Origin of the sequence: Leptospira adleri (genome assembly GCF_002811985.1) — a bacterium.
Classification (GTDB): domain Bacteria; phylum Spirochaetota; class Leptospiria; order Leptospirales; family Leptospiraceae; genus Leptospira; species Leptospira adleri.
On record NZ_NPDU01000031.1, the window covers coordinates 32125 to 50478 of the forward strand.

The 18354-nt window shown below is 45.0% G+C and carries 16 protein-coding genes and 2 pseudogenes; 8 read left to right on the forward strand and 10 right to left on the reverse strand.

The window, feature by feature from the left end; all coding sequences use genetic code 11:
* Positions 1 to 45: 45 nt before the first annotated feature.
* From CH376_RS12995 to CH376_RS13015, 4 genes and pseudogenes are all read right to left on the reverse strand, one after another.
* A pseudogene (locus CH376_RS12995) lies at positions 46 to 2229 on the reverse strand (SpoIIE family protein phosphatase); the annotation flags it as partial.
* A 202-nt stretch (positions 2230 to 2431) separates the two neighbouring features.
* Positions 2432 to 3721, reverse strand: a complete 1290-nt coding sequence (locus tag CH376_RS13005; protein WP_100784241.1) for an aminopeptidase P N-terminal domain-containing protein — start codon at positions 3719 to 3721, stop codon at positions 2432 to 2434.
* Complete coding sequence (locus CH376_RS13010) at positions 3718 to 4749, reverse strand: glycosyltransferase family 9 protein (protein ID WP_100784496.1); 1032 nt, start codon at positions 4747 to 4749, stop codon at positions 3718 to 3720. Before CH376_RS13010 ends, CH376_RS13005 begins: the two co-directional genes overlap by 4 nt.
* 16 nt (positions 4750 to 4765) lie before the next feature.
* Positions 4766 to 5884, reverse strand: a complete 1119-nt coding sequence (locus CH376_RS13015; protein ID WP_165781692.1) for a thiolase family protein — start codon at positions 5882 to 5884, stop codon at positions 4766 to 4768.
* A 146-nt stretch (positions 5885 to 6030) separates the two neighbouring features.
* On the opposite strand from CH376_RS13015, the gene bfr reads away from it, so the two are divergent.
* From bfr to CH376_RS13035, 4 genes are all read left to right on the forward strand, one after another.
* The gene (gene bfr, locus CH376_RS13020) at positions 6031 to 6498 is read left to right on the forward strand and encodes a bacterioferritin (protein ID WP_100784239.1); all 468 of its coding nucleotides are present in this window, start codon (positions 6031 to 6033) and stop codon (positions 6496 to 6498) included.
* A complete protein-coding gene (locus CH376_RS13025; protein WP_100784238.1) occupies positions 6495 to 7748 on the forward strand; it encodes a THUMP domain-containing class I SAM-dependent RNA methyltransferase in 1254 nt (417 codons plus the stop codon). Before bfr ends, CH376_RS13025 begins: the two co-directional genes overlap by 4 nt.
* A 15-nt stretch (positions 7749 to 7763) precedes the next feature.
* Positions 7764 to 8888 carry a hypothetical protein gene (locus CH376_RS13030; RefSeq protein ID WP_100784237.1) on the forward strand — a complete coding sequence of 375 codons (1125 nt, stop codon included), beginning with the start codon at positions 7764 to 7766 and terminating at the stop codon, positions 8886 to 8888.
* A gap of 113 nt (positions 8889 to 9001) precedes the next feature.
* The gene (locus tag CH376_RS13035; protein ID WP_100784236.1) at positions 9002 to 9346 is read left to right on the forward strand and encodes a DCC1-like thiol-disulfide oxidoreductase family protein; all 345 of its coding nucleotides are present in this window, start codon (positions 9002 to 9004) and stop codon (positions 9344 to 9346) included.
* On the opposite strand, the gene CH376_RS13040 is transcribed toward CH376_RS13035, so the two are convergent.
* The 3 genes from CH376_RS13040 to CH376_RS13050 are packed head-to-tail and all read right to left on the reverse strand — an operon-like array spanning position 9323 to position 12346.
* Positions 9323 to 10018 carry an iron-containing redox enzyme family protein gene (locus CH376_RS13040; RefSeq protein ID WP_100784235.1) on the reverse strand — a complete coding sequence of 232 codons (696 nt, stop codon included), beginning with the start codon at positions 10016 to 10018 and terminating at the stop codon, positions 9323 to 9325. The two genes, CH376_RS13035 and CH376_RS13040, sit on opposite strands and share 24 nt — an antisense overlap.
* Before the next feature lie 8 nt (positions 10019 to 10026).
* Positions 10027 to 11091: a D-alanine--D-alanine ligase family protein gene (locus tag CH376_RS13045; RefSeq protein ID WP_100784234.1), complete on the reverse strand. Its 1065-nt coding sequence runs from the start codon at positions 11089 to 11091 to the stop codon at positions 10027 to 10029.
* Entirely contained in the window at positions 11084 to 12346 is a 1263-nt protein-coding gene (locus tag CH376_RS13050; RefSeq protein WP_100784233.1) for a KamA family radical SAM protein, read from the reverse strand. Before CH376_RS13050 ends, CH376_RS13045 begins: the two co-directional genes overlap by 8 nt.
* A 98-nt stretch (positions 12347 to 12444) precedes the next feature.
* Here CH376_RS13050 and CH376_RS13055 point away from each other — a divergent pair, with 98 nt between their 5' ends.
* The 3 genes from CH376_RS13055 to CH376_RS13065 all read left to right on the forward strand — a co-directional run bounded on the left by CH376_RS13055 (position 12445) and on the right by CH376_RS13065 (position 15345).
* Positions 12445 to 13119, forward strand: a complete 675-nt coding sequence (locus CH376_RS13055) for an HAD family hydrolase (protein ID WP_100784495.1) — start codon at positions 12445 to 12447, stop codon at positions 13117 to 13119.
* A 43-nt stretch (positions 13120 to 13162) separates the two neighbouring features.
* The gene (locus tag CH376_RS13060) at positions 13163 to 13981 is read left to right on the forward strand and encodes a GerMN domain-containing protein (protein WP_100784232.1); all 819 of its coding nucleotides are present in this window, start codon (positions 13163 to 13165) and stop codon (positions 13979 to 13981) included.
* A gap of 131 nt (positions 13982 to 14112) precedes the next feature.
* Positions 14113 to 15345, forward strand: a complete 1233-nt coding sequence (locus tag CH376_RS13065) for a GGDEF domain-containing protein (RefSeq protein WP_100784231.1) — start codon at positions 14113 to 14115, stop codon at positions 15343 to 15345.
* Here CH376_RS13065 and CH376_RS13070 read toward each other — a convergent pair.
* The 3 genes from CH376_RS13070 to mqnC form a co-directional block, all read right to left on the reverse strand.
* A complete protein-coding gene (locus CH376_RS13070) occupies positions 15332 to 15694 on the reverse strand; it encodes an LIC11299 family lipoprotein (protein ID WP_100784230.1) in 363 nt (120 codons plus the stop codon). The genes CH376_RS13065 and CH376_RS13070 overlap by 14 nt on opposite strands.
* A complete protein-coding gene (locus CH376_RS24740; protein ID WP_276328255.1) occupies positions 15678 to 15812 on the reverse strand; it encodes a hypothetical protein in 135 nt (44 codons plus the stop codon). The genes CH376_RS13070 and CH376_RS24740 overlap by 17 nt, the downstream gene beginning before the upstream one ends.
* Before the next feature lie 290 nt (positions 15813 to 16102).
* A complete protein-coding gene (gene mqnC, locus CH376_RS13080) occupies positions 16103 to 17203 on the reverse strand; it encodes a cyclic dehypoxanthinyl futalosine synthase (RefSeq protein ID WP_100784228.1) in 1101 nt (366 codons plus the stop codon).
* 445 nt (positions 17204 to 17648) lie between these two features.
* On the opposite strand from mqnC, the pseudogene CH376_RS13090 reads away from it, so the two are divergent.
* Positions 17649 to 18326: pseudogene (locus tag CH376_RS13090) on the forward strand (Fe-S oxidoreductase); the annotation flags it as partial.
* Positions 18327 to 18354 lie beyond the last annotated feature (28 nt).

The following is an 18354-nucleotide window of genomic DNA, read 5'->3' on the forward strand; positions in this document are numbered from 1 at the left end:
TTGATAAGACTTTGTAGGAAGCGGCGAAATAGAGGAAACCTCCGCCTCGGGGTGATAGGTGATTTTTAAGAGGGTAAAATCGTCGACCAGGGCGCCGAACTTTAGAATTCTATCATATACTTCCCTTAGATCCCCGTATCCCTCCTCTACTCTTCTCAAAAATTGTTCCTGATCTTCGTTGATGATTCGGTCTTCCGCTCTGCCGATCAAAAGATCGTCCCTTCCATCCGATCCGATTACGATCGTATCTCCCGGCAACATCCGAAACGTTTTGATCGTTAGATGTTGTTCGTTTTCCGGGATTCCGATCTTACGAAGAGTGAGTTCGTCCTCTATGTAAGAAGCGACACGATCCCTATACAAAACGGTCCAAGGGTGTTCGGCGTTGATATAATACAGCAATCCGGAGGATTCTTCCACCAAGCCGAGAACGATTGAAATATACATCGATCCGTCAAAGGATTCGAAAATTTTCTGAAGTTCTAAAAATGCCTCTTTTAACCATCGTTCCGGCGATTTGTCTTTTTGAGAATTGATTCCGGACCTGGTCAGGATCGTGTTGAAAACGGTCCCCATCACCAAAGCTCCGCCCGCTCCTTGAATGGACTTACCCATCGCGTCCCCGTTTACAAATACCACATAACGTTTCCCGCCGAGTTCCACGTTACCCGAAATCAGAATGTCTCCTCCGATCTCGTAAGTTTTACCTTTAAACTCGAACGACTTTTTTTGTTTGGTGTAAAATTCGGTTTTAACGATTTCGCTCGTATTCTTATTGGAAGAAAGCGGATTGATGAGAAGAGAAGTCAAAAAGTAATCCGCATCCTGCTGTATCTTCAGTCGATTGACTTGTTCCAAGGATTGTTTGAGTTCTTCGGTCCTTTGTTCCACTTTTTTTTCGAGGCCTTCGTTCAGCTCTTCGACCTCTTCGTTTAGTCGGACAAATTTATTGGCCAAAATAGTGGCGATGCTCAAGATAAAGAAAAGAAAAGCATAACCTGCGACTCTCGGAAAAACGATTACGTTGCGGGCTCCCAAGGTATCCAAAACTCCCGAAACGACGACGACTAAAACGCCGATCAGAATAAAAAGAGCGTCCCGATCCTTCTGGGCCATTCTTCTGACGAGATAATACGAAATGAGTCCGACATAAAGAATCCAACCGTATTGAACCACGTGCTTATTTAGAAGATTGTAATGGATCACGTTATTTGAAAAAAGATAAAATACGGCGAAAGCAGCATAACTTCCGTCCAAAACGTTCAAAAACAGATTTCTTGAATACTTAAAATACACGCGGACAAAATTCCCGAACATCGGAATCAAAACGGTGAGAATAATATATTCCACCTTTTTCATATAGATAAATTCTATTCCGAGATCGTATTTGATCTGGTTTCTTAATAACTGATAGAGAAAGAATAAGATAGTAAACAGACCGTAGTATAAATTTTCCTGATCGGAACGGCGTCTAACGTATAAAAACAGAAAGTATCCGCCTACCGTAAGATAAATCATCAATAAGAATGTCTTAATATACTCCGCACGAAGAAGATCCTTTAACACAAGAGAACCGTCGCCGATAAGGGTTCGATCCTGCTCGATCCCTACTTCCCGGTCAAAAAACTTTTTTACCTGTATTACGATTATATTCTTTTCGCCCCTCCGAATCAAATCGTTTGAAATCGGATAAACTCGAATCTTATCGTAGGCTTGCGGAAGTTTTTCGTTTAGATCTCCCGTTGCGCCGATTAAAGTTCCGTTGAGATAAGTCCTATCCTTATCGTTGATCGTCCCCAACCGGACGGAAAGGCTCGGCGCGTTCCATTGTTTCGGAGCAATAAATTTTTTAACGAGATAAACCGTCTGAACGGATTCGTCCTTTAACTTATGAACGCCCGGCGCGTTATAGACCTCGAATGGAATCGAACTTTTCCCGCCTTCCAAATACGATTTGGAAAATGAAACCGGATCCAAAGGAGAAGTCGTAATTTCCCAGCGATGCTCGGGACTGGAATCCAAACTAGTAAGCGTATCAAAGGATGAAATTTTCTGGATCGTTTCCGAATAAACCGAAAAAGGAAGCGCGAGGCAAGCGACCAAAAAAAAGACGGGAAGACCGGTAATCCAAAACTCGTTCGTACATCCGATTCGATTCAGAAGCCGATAAGAAAAGGATTTTGATTTCTCGTTGGAAACCGGATCGAGGGCGTGTTCGAATAAAAACATAAAAAACGACTCTTCCTTAGTTCTTATTGGATTCCTGAGTCAGAACTTGATTCGAGAATTTGGAAATGAAAACGATACAACTAACGTTCTTATCTCGGTTAAGACAAGGAAAAATTTGCTTTTTTTAGAATGTAGAATTTCTTTTTATAAAACAAGTCCTCATTCAGAACGAACGCATCGTTCCGACTCTAATGACTTCGGTTTAACGTTTGAACGCTTCGATTTCTGAGATTTCTTTCGGAATCATCTCCGTCAGATTGAGCGGATTCTGCCCTTGAACCAAAACGTCGTCTTCGATTCGAATTCCGATCCCCCGAAAACGTTCCGGAATTTCCGAATCTTCCGGATCAAAATACAATCCCGGTTCGATCGTGATAACTTGACCATTCTCCAGTTTTTTGGAAGAACCGCTCTGATAGTAAGTCCCAACGTCGTGAACGTCCATACCAAGATAATGACTCGTCCTATGCATATAATATTTTTTGAATGTTCCCTGTTCAAGAACGGAATCGAGCGGACCTTCCAAAAGTCCCAAATCGATCAACCCTTCGCAGAGAGTTTTTACCGCCCGGTTATGAATCGCAACGAATTCCACACCTTCTCTCGTATGCAGAACCGCTTCTTTCTGGGCCTTCAATACGATTTCGTAGACTGCTTTTTGTTCGGAGGAGAATTTTTTTCCAACCGGGAAGTTGCGCGTAACGTCAGCCGTGTAATATCCTTTTTCCGCGCCGCTATCCACGAGAACGATTTCGCCTTCGTTCAACTGACAGTTGTTAGACGTATAATGAAGTATCGTCGCGTTCTTTCCCGCGGCGACGATATGACCGTAACCGCCGCCCCAAGCGCCGTGTTTGAGATACTCGGATTCCAGGATCGCTTCGAGTTCGTATTCGAACATTCCGGGTTTGGATTCCCTCATCAGGCGTTCGTGACCGAGAGCGGTGATTCTCGCGGATTCCTGCAGCGCTGCGATTTCGACCGGCGACTTGAACATCCTCATCCAATGCAGAAAATCGGGAGACTCGATTCTTCTTGGACCGAACTTCCCCTCCCTCGAACGCTGATTGAGAGAATAGATCCACTGGATGAGTTTGGAATCTCGAACCAAGTCCCTTCCGAAAAAGTGATAGAGAGTGTGCTGATCGACGAGGATTTCGTCTAACTTTGATTCCCATTCGTTCGTATCGAACGCCTCGTCGAGACCCAGAAGCGATTTCGCCTTTTCTTTTCCGATCCGAATCCCGGTCCAGATTTCCTTTTCCTTATCCTTAGGAAGCATAAAGATGGATTTATAAGAATTTTTTAATATAAGAATTCCGTCCGCTTCGTCCAAACCGGTCAGATAAAAATAATCCGAATCCTGACGGAATTTATATTCCACGTCCCGATTTCGAATTAAATGAGACGCGGCAAAGACCATCAGAACCTCGCCTTCTTTGAGTTTTTTCTGAACCTCTATGATTCTTTCCTTATAAACCGAATGTGTCATGGTTGAATTCCCTTTTCTAATTGGACTGCGACCGAAAACAATTTGTCCGGATCCTGTTCCTTCATACAGCGGAAATGTCCTTCGGGACAAACCCTTCCTCCGTGAATTCCGCAGGGACGGCAGGAAAGTCCGGAAATCCCGGAGATAAAGGAGAGATCCGCCAAAGGAGTGTATCCGAAATCAGGAACCGTGGCTCCAAAGACGGCTAACGTGGGAACGTTAAAAGCTGACGCAAAATGGATCGGAGACGAATCGTTGCTGATCATAAGAGAGGCTTTGGAAACCAAAAACGAAAGCTCTTGCAGATTTGTCTTTCCGGCGAGATTGATTCCGTATCCGGAGCCGACCTCCTCGCAGAGTTCGATATCGCCTTTGGAACCGATAAGAACGATTTTTTTTCCGGATTCATTGGAGAGTCTTTCGCCTAACGCGCGAAACTTATCGGCCGGCATCCGTTTTGTTTCCCAGACGGAACTCGGAGCAAGAAGAATATAATTTCCCGTCTCCAAGCCGTTTTCTTTCATCAAAACGCGGACTCGAAAAACCGATTCTTCCTTCCAGAACAATTCCGGACGTCTGGAAAGGTTCGAGTATTCCTTTTCTTCGTAGATCAAGGAAAATAATTTTTCAACCTCGTGTTTCCCTCGCAACGGACGGGGAATCCTCTTCGTGAGAAGAAAGGAGAAACCGGCGCTATCGTAACCGATTCTTACTTTGGCGCCGCTCGCAAAACCCATGAGCGTGGATCGAAAGGAAAAATGAGGAAGAAGACAAAGAGTATATTCTTCTTTTCTTAAATTCTTCAGAAAAGATATAAATTTCCAGAACGACTTCTTGAATTCTTTTTTATCGAGAGGAATGAGTCGGTCGATATGAGGATTTGCCTCGAGAACCCCTTCGGTGCCTTTGTTGACTACGACGGTGAGATGAGAATCCGGATACTTACGTTTTACTTCCCGAAAGAATGCGGTCGTCAGGATCAAGTCGCCGAGAAACGCGGTTTGAATCAAAAGTATTTTTTCAGTCACGGTTAAAATTCCATTCTTATACTTTGGAAAGAATCGTTGCAAAATTATTCACTCCAAGACCTCCGATCGAAAGAGCCAGTCCGTTTTGAAAACGGTCTTCCCGATACATCCAAGTCTGAAGTTCTGCGATCTGCGCGAGCCCCGAAACTCCGACCGGATGGCCTCTCGTTTTCAAACCTCCGGACGCATTGACCGGAAGTTGTCCGTTCGGATGGGTTTTTCCCTCTTTCACATAACGTAGGGCTTTTCCTTTCGGAAACAACCCCGCGTCTTCGGCCCCAATCAACTCGAAAGGAGTGAAGGCGTCGTGAAGTTCTGCGATATGGATATCTTCCGGTTTTAGGCCCGCTTCCTTATAAGCCCCCGCAAACGCGGCGACGCTCGAAGGAAAACTCAAAGCCCCCGGAGCGGAAGAAAGATTTCCGATCCCGTGTCCGATTCCGGAGATCTTCAACACCTTGGAGGAATCGGTTTTTTCCGAACTCAAAAGCAACGCGCAGCTTCCGTCGGAGAGAGGCGATATATCGTATAAACAGAGCGGACTCGTAAAAAGCGGAGATTTAAAATATTCTTCTTCCGTAATATTCTTTCGGATATGAGCGTTCTCGTTTTGAAGCCCGTTGTCGTGAAGTTTTTTAGAAAGTGCGAAGAGATCCTTTCGATCGTATCCGTGTTCGTAAAGATAACGAGTAGCGATCATTCCGCCTCCCTGCGCCATCGACATCGCAAATCCTCTTTGACGATCCGACAAAACGCTTCCCAAAAGCAGATTGTTCTGCTCCCTTTCGAGGCGACTCATCACTTCGGTTGCGATTACGATTCCTCTTTGAAACGCCCCCGATCGGAGAAGATACGCCGCGGTGTGTAACGCGCTCGCGCCGCTCGAAGAAGCCGTCTCGGTCCTGATTACAAAAAGATTCTTAAGACCTAAACTTTCTTTGATTCTTGCCGGAAGAAAAATTTCTCCCGTGTAACGCTCCGGCGCCATCGCCGCAAAAATAAGAAATTGAGGTTCAAAATCAGAATTTCGTTTCAGAAGGGAGATCGCGGTTTGATAAGATAGAGAATGATAATCAAGTTCAGTTTTACCGAAGCGGCTGAGTTGGGAATCGATGACGAAAACGGACGAAGACACTTCGTCTATGTTTTTGAAAATTGTGAGATTGAAAATCAAAAAAATTAAATCGATGATAGGCGAACGACTTTTCAGAAGGGCTTAGAAACTATCCTTGCAAATTTAAGAATGATTTTTATACTGAAAGGATAGAAGGGGAAAACACGATGAAAGGAAACAAAGAAGTTCTTGAAATTCTCGGCGAAGTTCTTGCCGCCGAACTCACAGCTATCAATCAATATTTTATTCACGCGAAGATGAACAAAAACTGGGGGTTTAAAAAACTCGCAGACTTTATGAAACACGAATCCATCGACGAGATGAAACACGCGGACGAAGTCATCGATCGTATTCTTTATCTGGACGGGGTGCCCGATCTTCAGAGGTATATGAAGATCAGCGTAGGCAACAATATCCAGGAGATTCTCAAAGCGGATCTGGAACTGGAATACGCCGCGGTAGAAAGATTCAACAGAGGAATCGCGATCGCGGTTAAGAACAACGACAACGGCACCCGTGAACTTTTCGAAAAAATCCTCGTTTCGGAAGAGGAACACGTGGATTGGATCGAAGCACAACAGGAAATCATTCGTCAGATCGGCGTTGAAAACTATCTGGCGCAACAAATCGAGTGACGAATTTTAGAGGTCCCGCCCCCAAAAAATCCCTGAGGCTGAAAGTTAAAAAGCCGACGGGACGTTCCTCCTTTTCGGATCGCCCTAAAGAGAAAGAAGTCCCATCCAAAACGGAATGGGATTTTTCAAAACCGGATACTTTCGAATACCACGCATCCTGTCCGGACGGCCTTTCCGGTTTGCTTCGGGAAGAAATCTTAGAAGCGAGACTTACCGTGCTCGCCGAAAATCGAGGCGGAGTTTTCTTTCAAGGTTCGGTCAAGGCCTTAAAGGATTTTATCCTCACCACAGGAATCGCATCCGGAATCAGCGTTTCTTTGCGTTATTGGAGGGTCGATAGTCCGGAAGACCTTTATAACCAAGCGCTTCAATTTCCTTTTGAAAAGATCATCACATCGGAACAATCCTTTCGGATCGATTCTACGACTAAGGATTCCCTGAAGGATTCGCGTTATGCGACATACAAACTCAAGGACGCCATGTTCGATCGTTTTCGTTCCAAGGGAAAGGAACCTCCTCAGGTTTCCAGAGAAGAACCCGATTTTTTATTCTATCTTCGCTCCCATTCCGATCACGCAAAACTTTCTTTGGGTTTAAATACAAAACCTCTCCAACAACGCGGACACGGAAGAATCGGAGGAGAAGCTCCTATGCGCGAAATTCTCGCGTCCGCTCTGGTTCGTTATTCCGGATGGGACGCCAAATCTGTGTTATACGATCCATTCTGCGGTTCCGGAACGATCGTGATCGAGGCCGCCCTCAAACTTTTGTACGGCGGTTATACGAATTACAGAAGTCTGGATTCTTCCCTTCCGTTTAAAAAACTTTTCGGCGAGCCGAATCTCAAGGAAGACGCGGGGAAGGTTTCAAAAACTCTAATATTCGCGTCCGACTCGGACGAAAAGGCGCTCGGCTTGGCGAAGCTAAACGCAAGAAACGCGGGCGTGGATCACCTCATAGAATTTTTTACCGCGGACGCGACCGTTTCGGAAAATGAAAGAGAAATCAGGAACGGTTTTATCGTCACCAATCCTCCTTACGGGGTTCGCCTCGGAACCAAGGAAGAAGCCAAAGAAATCTACTTGGCCTGGGGTAAAAAATTAAAAGATCATTTTGCGGGAAACGTTCTCGCACTCGTATGCGGAGACACTTCTCTACTGGGATTTCTCAAACTTAGAAAAGACAAAGAACAATCGCTTACAATCGGCAAGCTGAAGGGAAAATTAGTTGCCTACACTTTGGGCAAATAATCCAATCGATTCGGAATGAAACATCAGGAAATTCTTCTTAAACTCTTAGAAGTCACTGAGAACACGAAGGATTCTTTTCAATTCTTAAAACTCTTTCGTTCCATCGAACCCGAAAAGTTCGCGGTGATCTACGCCGATTCCGGAACTTTGATGGAATCTGCGGAAGCCCTTCTTTACAATCTCAAACTCCTTCACAAACTGGAGCTCTATCCGGTTGTGGTTTTAGATAAGAACGGAATTTCATATACGAATCTTTTTTATAGAAATCAGACGAAAGAAGAAACTGGTTCCACTCTTCCCGGAAAACTCTTTCGTCATTTCAATCAGATCGAATCTTCGGTGGCGTCCGCTCTGACGGAAAAAAAACTTCCCGTATTTATCGCCGAGGAAAGAGGAAACGGACTCTTTGAATTCTTAAACAATCTCTGTTCTTCCTTAAAGACGAAAAAACTCATCTATTTGAATCCTCGCGGCGGAATTCATTCCGGCGGAGAAAAAATTTCGATCTGCGACGTGGATTCTACCATCGAGCCGGATCCGATCGACTCGGTTCTCTTTCACGCGTGCAACGAACTTTATAAAAACGTAAAGGACCCTGACTTCGGAATCGCGATCACTTCGGCTTCTTCTCTTTTAAAGGAATTGTTTACGATCAAAGGAAGCGGAACTCTGATCCGAAAAAAAAACCGGATCGATTTCATTTCCGATCTCAACTCCGTTCCAAAAGATAAGATCAATCATCTTATCGAAAGGGCGTTTCAAAGACCTCTGAAACCGAATTTTTGGGAACAAGAGTTCGCGGGAATTCTTCTCGATTCGGAATACAAGGGCTGTGCTTTGGTTAAGAAAACTCCCTACGGTTTTTTTCTTTCCAAGTTCGCGGTAGACGAAATCGCGAGGGGAGAGGGAGTAGGAAGGGATATCTGGGATCAAATGGTCCAAAGATTTCCCGTTCTTTTTTGGAGAGCAAGAAAAGAGAATTCCATCTCCAAGTGGTATATGAAAGTCTGCGACGGAATGCAGAAAGAAGGAATCTGGATCTACTTTTGGATCGGCGTTTTGGAGGAACATATTCAACCCATTTGCGCCTTTCTAAAAAATCTACCTCAGGATTTGGAAGCACCGTCTAACACTGGGTAGGCGGAGAATAAAATAGAATTCCTTCCGAGCCATGGTCGATTTTTTTTTGGGTGATACGTCGGAACTATGGCAAGAAGAATTCAAATTTTACCTCACAACATTAGAGAAACCTCATGAACGCACTTGTCTTTTTATACGATGGAGATTGCACTTTTTGCGGCGACTTAGCTCAAAGGCTACAATCTTACAATCTCAACCCTAAGATCCGTTTTCAGTCGTTTCGTGAATTTTCGGAAAAAGAACTCAAGGAAATTCACCCGAGCTTGAATCTGCAGGTAGCGGAAGGAAACGTTCAAATGATCGCGGACGGAAGAAGATATCCCGGATTCTTTGCGGTTCGAAAACTCAGCCATTCTCTACGAGGTTATCGCTGGATCGCCCCCTTGCTCTATCTTCCTCTGATTCCAATCTTCGGGATGATCGGAATGAACGTCTTAAAGACCCTGAAGAGCCGATAGACCTTCGTAAAAAACCAATCTCGCGTCCAGAGCCAGACGATTTCCTTCCATCACACGGTTTCTTTTTTCGTCCGAGTCGGCCACCGATTCGATCAGACGGAAAAGTTTTTCCGAATGAGATTCGTCGGCGTCCAAATTCACTTGGAAGAATTTTCCCTCCGGAAGCAAAATCCGCTCTTTTAGGCTCCGATAGGACATGAACATTCTTGAATATTCTAGTTTAAGCAAGTATTCGTTTGCCGGACCGAGCGCTCCCAGTGCGGAATAAAAATCGGTGGTGGTGATTCTTTGCATCAGATCGAGATAGGCCTTAGTCTGAGGAAGGCGATGCGACTCAAAAACCGTCTCTCCCATATCGGAAAGGAATTTCTTTAAGATCGAAACGTGAGAATCTTCCGCCTTACCTTCTCCCAATTCTTCCCAGATATTTTGAACGAGCACGATCTTTGCGTCCAGCTTATCGCTGATAGCCGCGGTATTTAAAAACCAGTTCACGAAGTCCACGCTCACGAAATATTCCTGACGCAACCAAAGAAGAAGATCTTCCTTTTCCATTCTTCTTTCTTTGGATTCCAACCAAAGATTTGCGGTCAGGACGGGATGATTCCGAACAGACTCTTCCAGAGAAGTCCGAAAGGAAACCGCGGCTTGAGAAGAATGAAACGTCTGCATATCTAATATTATTTTTTGAGAATGGAATCGGTCTTTAACTTAGAATATAAAAACCGGGGAGACTCACCTTCCAAACGTGCGATCTCAAGAATCTCTGAAAACAAGGTTTTTTCCTCCCCCAAGCTCTGACGATAACAAATCGGAAACGTGGAATAAAACGGAGACAAACCCGGAGTCAGATTGATTTCCAAAAGGAAAGGATCTCCCGCTTCGTCGCATTTCCAATCCAGACGGACCGGGCCGGAAGTTCCCAAAGACTTGCAAAGCAAAAGACTCTGTTCCTGAAGGAATGATTCTCGCTCCGCCGGACAATCAAAAACCAGGGTCTCCGGCATGACGTGCTTTGACTTCGTTTTTTCTCCGTAGACTTCCTCCACCTTCAGATCGTCTTGAAGGATCAGACGTCCCGGGCGACTCGCACGATAACCGAAAGCCGAAGAACCCATTACAGAAATTGTATATTCAGAACCTTTTAAGTATTCTTCCGCCAAATACGGAAAATATTCCTCGGGTAAGGTTTGTAGACGGGAACGGAGGTCCATTTCGTTCCAAAGAATACTCCCCTCTCCGATCCCGAGACTCGAACCTTCTCCGGACGGTTTTAAAAAACAGGGAAAAGCGAATTCTTTCGGCGATACGAAATTCATCCGATCTTCGTAGGATATGGAGAATCCCTTCGCCGCTGGAATTCCGAGCGAGTCCGCAAAAATTTTCGTAAGATTCTTGTCCAAAGATACGTTTTGAGCGAATGCGTCCGAACCCGTGTGCGGAAATCCGAAAAGTTCGGCGGCCGCGGGGATCAAGGATTCCCGATTTCGGGAACGAAATCCTTCCATAAGATGAAAAATCACGGGCCGGTTCTTAAATCTCAAGGAAGAATATAGATTCAATTTTTCTAATAGACTTTGCGGAGTGGCGACGAGCTCGACTCGTTCTCCGAGTTCGTTTAACAATTCCGTGATTTTTTCTACGGAAGCGGCCGATTCCCATTCTTGTTTATAAGAATCCGGAAATTCTCCCGAAAACTCGTGGAGATCCGCGTAAACGAGTACGGTGGGAACTCCCTCATTCATAAGGGTTTTTATCTTTAGCTCCGAAACTTTCGGGATAAATTCTTTCCCATATTTCCCGCGTGATTTCTGGATAACTTTCTTCCATCCCGGAATCGGGAGGTTCGGGGCTCAAGTGATAAGTTCCGCGTAACGCGGAACGAAAGACGTGAGTTCTTTCCGGTTTGTAGTAACCGAGATACCAATCGGGAGTCAGAGTGATTTTCCCTCCTCCGCCCGGAAGGTCGTTCACGAACTGAGGAATTCCCATTCCAGCGATCTTTCCCCGAAGATATCCCACGATCTCGATTCCCTTTGCGAGCGGAGTTCTAAAACCGCGGGATCCCGGAATCAATTCCGGATCGTACATATAATAGGCGCGGATCCGAAGCTCCAACAGTTTTTTATGAAGTTCTAACATAGCTTCCCCGGAATCGTTGATTCCCTTTAGGAGAACGCATTGATTTCCTACGCTCACACCGACTTTCAGAAGTTTCAGAATCGCCTCTTTCGCCTCGGACGTGCATTCCTTCGCGTGATTGAATTGAGTGTTGCAGAAGACGGACAACCGTTCCGTGTTGTGGGACTCGATTACATTACAAAGTTCTGATGTGATTCTGAACGGAAGTGTGACCGGGTTTCTCGTTCCTAGTCTGCATATTTTTACGTGTTCGATTTTTTCCAGTCTTTCCAAAATCCAATCGATCTTAGAATCGCTCAGGTTCAGCGGATCGCCTCCGGACAAAACGACGTCTCTGATTTCGGAATGGGATTCTATGTAATCGAAACAGGCTTCCAGATCTTCGGTCGTCATCCTTTCCTTAGAATCGGAGACCTTTCTTCCTCTCATACAATGTCTGCAATAAACCGAACACTCGTGATTGGTAAAAAGAAGAACCCGATCCGGATACATGTGGGTAAGTCCCCGTACAGGAGAAAGTCTTTCCTCGTGAAGAGGGTCGATCGATTCTTCCGGAGAAAAAATAGATTCCGCTTCTCTCGGAAGAATCATCTTTCGGATCGGATCCTCCGGATCGTTCGGGTCCGTAAGAGAAATATAATATGGAGTCGCGGAAACGTTCAGTCGAATCGTCTCTTTCAATCCGATTCTTTCGCTCGAAGTCAGTTCGAAATAACGTTCCAACTTTTCACCTTGAACCCGATTCTGCAATTGCGCCTTATAATCGGTCCAAACAAAGGAAGAAAAGAGTTCGGTGCGGTTCCGCAAAATTCTTTGGGAAGAAGAAGCGCCCGTTTGACTGAGATCCGAAGTTTTCATGCAGGAGATACTTCCTATTTTCTCCGCGTCCGGGGAAAATCAAGCAAAGGGAAAAAGAAAATGCCAAAAGGATCCGTTTTCAGAAACTGTCCTCAGAAATGACTTCTTTTTCCAGCGATTCTCTCCAGGCCCTTGCCTTCGACGTAGACGGAACCTTGTTTTCCTCCGAGGAAATCATTCTCGAAGTTTATAAGGACGCAATCGAACATTTTTCCCAGAGCTCGGGAATTCCCATAGAATTGCCTTCGAGAGAAAGAATCATGGATGAGATCGGAAAACCGGTCAAAACCATTTTTCTCAACCTTCTTCCTCAACTCAGAGAAGAAGAAAGAGACAGGATCTCCGACAGCGTCCTTCGTTTTCTCTGTCAGAAAATCCGAAACGGCGAAGGGGAATTTTATCCAAAAGTAAAGGAGACGATCGAGTCCCTTTCCAGAAAGGGCTTTCGCATCTTAGCCGCTTCGAACGGACGACGGGCTTACGTAGAAACCATTCTCGAAGTCGCTGGCGTTCTCCCTCTCTTTGATCCGATCCTCGTGATCGACAACGAAAGGATCAAAACAAAGGGAGGAATTCTCAAAGAATACGTAAAACTCTACGGCTTCGAACCGGAGAAGATTCTCATGATCGGAGACAGACTTTCCGACCACGAAGCGGCTCGTCAAAACGGCTGTCCCTTTGCATTCTGCGCGTACGGACATGCCAATCCCGGAGAAATTCCCGACTTCGAAATCGAGCTCAAAAACCTTTCGGATCTCGCCCAACTCCTCTGATTTTTGCCTGCATAGAATCCGAATTCTTTCCGAAAATGATAGAGTGCCGGATTCGGAAAAAAGAAAAAATCTCATCTTCATATTAACGGGGATTATTTTTACGTTAGTGCTTTTGGATAAAAGCACGGGCTCCGGATTTTCCCTTTCGGGAGCCGGGTTTCAAGGTTTTCGAAATATCGGTAAGATGAATCCGGAATCCCAAAATTCCAACCGGGGAAATCTCAATCACAAAGAAATGATGGATCAAGCCGAAGACGAAATCCTCGGGGAGCTCCTACAAAACGGAGACGTTCAAACCTCTTCTTCTGAAAATACGAACTCCGTCGAAGAAGATCTAAACGAAGAAAATTTAGTTCCCGTTATGGATCCCCAGATTTCCGAATCACAAAGCAAAGGATCCGCGACTTCTCTTCCAACGGAAAAAGGGGAACTGGCCCTCTACTTTCTCAAGTTTTACGGAAAAGGAAGCAAGAGTCATTCCAGACTCGTAAAGGTTCTGCGTCTTTCGAAAGGAGGAGATCGAGTAAAACTCATCCTGAATTCTCTCATCGCCGGACCGGTCGCCGCGGAAAAAGAAAAAGGCATTCTCAACTCGATTCCTTCCGGTCTCAACTACAATTCCGATTACAGGATCGAAGACGGAATTCTAAAAATTTCTCTCAGCGGAGATTTGGAAAGAGGCGCCGGCCCTGAAATTCTCAAAGACCGGATCGATCAACTCACCTACAGTCTTATGGAGAATCTGCCGATTTCCGGAGTTTCCCTCCGAATCAACGGAAAATCGGTTCGCTCTCTCGGAGGAGAAGGAATGCCGCTTCCTTCAGTCCTGACAAAAAATCCCAGAAAGATCGTCGTTTTTTAAAATTCGACACAGTTATTCTTTTACAAATTCGGTCGAATTCCTATGTCCGGGAACTCGCACAAATCCTGATTGTTTAAACCGGGCCGTTTTTAAAATGGGGAGCGAGATCCGGTTTTACAGTTAGAAAATAAATGAGATATTCTTTCGGAAACAATCAAAAAATCAAACTCCTCGCTCGAAGAGTTTTTTTCAATCCGTTCCCGAATGATTATCTGAAAATCTATCAGTTGGATATACGAAGAGCTACCGTAATTTATTTTTTTCTTTGTATCGGAATCAGCATTCTTTCCGCTTTGGTTCCCGACGGAGCCGACCCTTTCGGAGAAGAAAATCGTCTCTTGATTTACTCTCGTTTGACTGTGATTTTTCTCTCAGGGTTTTTCGCATTCTTACTTATAAAATGGAAGCACCTTTTCCGAAGGAGCATCGAAAGGTTCAGCATCCTTTCTTCGGGGACAATCGTATTCTCCTTGCTTCCCTTTGTCTTTTTGGATTCAGGAAGAATGGGGCTTTACTTCCATTTTTTCACCGCCTTGGTCGTAAGCGGGAACATTCTCCTCTGGTTTACGGGAACCACTGTGATCTTTTTCAATTCTCTCTTTTACTTCTCCCTCGTAGTTTGTACGACGATCACAGGTTTTGCAATGCCTCTGCAACACGACTTTGCGATCATTTTGATTTATCTTACGACAGGTGTGATCGGAAATCTTCTGATCAACTTCTGGAGGGTGATGGATCATCGCGCCAAAAAAAAGCTGCAAAAGGCGGTGAACAAACTTCGGGATAAGAATATTCAGATCGAAAAAATTTCGAAGGTGGACGAACTCACCCGTCTTTACAACAGAAGATATTTGATCGAGCAGTTCGAACTTTTTTTAAAGAGAGCGCAACGTTACCGCTTTTCTCTCGCGATGATCATTCTGGATATGGATTACTTAAAAGAGATCAACGATTCCTACGGACATCTGGCGGGAGACCAGGCTTTGAGAACGATCTCGGAAGTGATGAAACACAGGGTAAGAGCCACCGACATTTGTTCCCGAATCGGAGGGGACGAATTTTGTATTCTTCTCGACGCGATCAAAAAAGACGATCTCTCGCAACTCTGCGAAAAACTAAGGCTCGACGTTTCCGAAAAGGAACTTTCCTATCGGACAAAAACCGGGGATCCGGTAAAGATCACCGTTTCCATCGGAGCCTGCATCTTCGGCCCCGAAGAAGAATTCAGTTTTGACGATATCTATCATTCCATCGACTCGGCGCTTTACGAATCGAAAAAGAAAGGACGAAACCGGGTTTCTTTTATCGAACCCGTTCGTTATTTTCCGAAAGAAATTTCCGGATCTTCGACTACTGCTTTTTAGGAATCGGAAGTTCGTAGTGATAAGTGATTTCACAGTAAACTCCCTCTTCTAAATACTTCGTATTCTTTAACTCCAAAAAAAACTGTCTGTTCTTTTGTTCCGGTTCGAGTTCCTCGAGTTTCCGAGTCGCGATCGTTTTCGCCGCGGTGCAGGAAGTATTCTGCATCTTGAATTTATCGTTCTCTTCCACCGAAGAAGACGAGGCCTGGCCGATCGAAACGAGCTCGTATTTATGAGGCCCGAGCGTTTTTACGGTAACTCCGGTATCCACGTGAATTCTTTCTTTGACTTCATGAGCGCAGGAATTAAAAGCCAACGCAAACACCAGAATGCTATTGAAAATTTTCATCGATTTCTCCTAACGTCTCTTCGCCGGAAAAGACGTCGTCTAATGTAAGACCCTTTCTCCATCTAAAAACGGATTCTCTTTTTTTATTCTTATCTCGAAATCCGAGGGAATGAGCCATTTCCTTGTTCCGCGATTTCCTTTTTTGAATCGGAATTACTCCGGATTTTAAGTCTGTTCCAAAGTAGAATCCCGCACGATCAATTCTCAAAGAAGAATTCGAACACGTTCGGATATCGACCTTGAAAAAAACATCCGGCCGAAGAAACGTTTTACTCTTTTTTCTCCGGGAAAAATCGCTCAAAGAAGAATTTCTCAGGTTCGGATTCCACTGATTAGAGAACAAACTCGGGAATCAAAATTTTCCTCTTTTTTAAAACGGGAAAACGGTAAGTTTCCGGAAAAATTTTCTCAAAGGCTCTGAGCCAATTCGTTTCCGTAACGGTCGTAGTTGTAGAGAAGGTCCCTTCGTTTCGGAACAAATCCGCCTTCTTTCAAAAACTTGATCGCTTCTTTTTCCGTCTTGAGTCCGTAGGAACGAAGAACGTTCTCTTCGATGACTACGGAAGAGATATCGTCCGCGCCGCTCGTCAATGCCAACTGCCCGACGCCTTTCCCGAGAACCATCACCGAAGTTTCGATATGAGGAATGTTGTCCAAGAAGATTCTGCAAATTCCGAGAACCTTTAGATATTCTTGCGTGGAAACCGCTCGCACCTTGAAACGTTTTGTCTGCGGTTGAAACGTCCAGGGAATAAAGGATAAGAATCCTCCGGTTCGGTCTTGAAGATTTCGCACAACGCTCAAATGTTCGATCACTTCTTCTTTTGTTTCTTCGGAACCGAAGACTATATTCGCGCTTCCCGGAAGTCCGGCCTCGTGACAGGTTTCCATCGCGCGAACCCATTCTTCCGTGGTCGCTTTTTTGGGAGAGATGATATTGCGCATCCGATCGGTAAGAATCTCCGCTCCCGCTCCTGGCACGGAATCAAGACCGGCTTGTTTCAAAATTTGTAATACTTCTTTGAGAGGAAGTCCGGTGATCTTTTCTAAGTTGATGATTTCCACGGGAGAAAAAGCGCGGATATGCATGTCCGGATATTTCTTTTTTACGGAAGAGATTACATTTAAATAATATTCGAACGGGAGATCCGGATAAACGCCGCCCTGGAGAAACATCTGATCCGCGCCTTCTCCGACCGCGTAGTCCATCTTTTCCAAAATTTCTTCGGCGCTTAAGACGTAACCCTTTCCGCTTCCGATCTCGTCCATGAAGGAACAAAAACTACATTCCACGTTGCAGAAGTTTGTGTAGTTTACGACCCGGAACATCGTATAACTCGCTTGCGTGTGAGGGAGAATTTTTTCTCTTAGGGTTCTTGCGGCGGCCATGATCTTCAGATGATCCGCGTCTTTGTAAAGCGATAAGGCTTCTTCCGGAGAGATTCGAACTCCATCGAGGGCTTTTTCTAAGATGATATCGGTGGGATGGGATGAAAAAATTGAGGCCACGTCTGCTCCTTATCGGCCATTCTAAAAAAGAACGTCCTTCAATCTTTGGACTGATTCCTTATTTTGCATCTTCTTTTTTAGAGGAAGAATTTTCGCTGTCAAGACAGTTTGAATAAAAGAGACCTTGTCTCAATTGAATGCAAGTCCGCTTTGAAAAAAGGTAAGAGTTCCCACACCGAGGTTTCACCGAAGGGTCAAGATCGCGCTTCGGGAAAACGTAAGAGTTCCCACACCGAGGTTTCACCGAAGGGTTCGGATCCTCCGCGTTCCAAAGAAAGTAGGAACTCAAACAGAGGTAGATTCCCTCAAAAAATCATTGAGTTTCAATCTCAAGAACGATCGTTCTACCCAAGGTCGTCGATTTGAAAATTCCTCGACAGGGAGGTTCTGGATTCCTACGGTGTAAATCAATCCACCAATCCAAAAGAAAGGGTAACTCATCAATATGGCTATTTCACAAATCGCCTTTCACGTGATCTTTACGATCCTCTTCGTCATCGCGAACGTAGTTTTTATCCGTGCGATTCTTTATCGTCTTCAACTGATCTTCAACGCAAGAAAAGCGGCCGGGACCGAGAACTTTCTGGAAAACCCGAACTGGGGATTTAGAATCAACAGTTTTATCCAGAACGTGATTCTCCAAAAGAAGAACTTCAAAGAACCTCTTCGCGGAATCATGCACGCATTTATCTTTTACGGCTTCATCACCTATCTCCTTCATACCACAAGCCAGATGATCTCCGGAATGTTCGGATACGGAATGGATGATCCCTACAAATTCTCTCTGATCGGTTTTCTCTTTGGAGAAAGCGCGGGACATTTGTATGAGTCCATCGTTCAAGTCGTCTCCATTCTTGTTTTGATCGGTCTCGGATTCTTTGCCTGGAGAAGATGGGTTCAAAAGGCGAAAGGACTCGACGTCCATTCTCCCGCTTCCGCGATCGTAATTTCCATGATTTCCATTCTTATGATCTCCACACTTTTGGGTGAAGGTGCAAAAGCGGTCGGAGCGGTTTACGACAGCCCGACTGAAAATGCTTCCTTGATCGCTGCGGGAATCGGAGCGGTTTGGAAATCGATCGGTGTGGAATATTCCACCGCGGACTTGGTCGTTCAAATCATGAATGCGAAGACGGAAAGAATGTGAACCC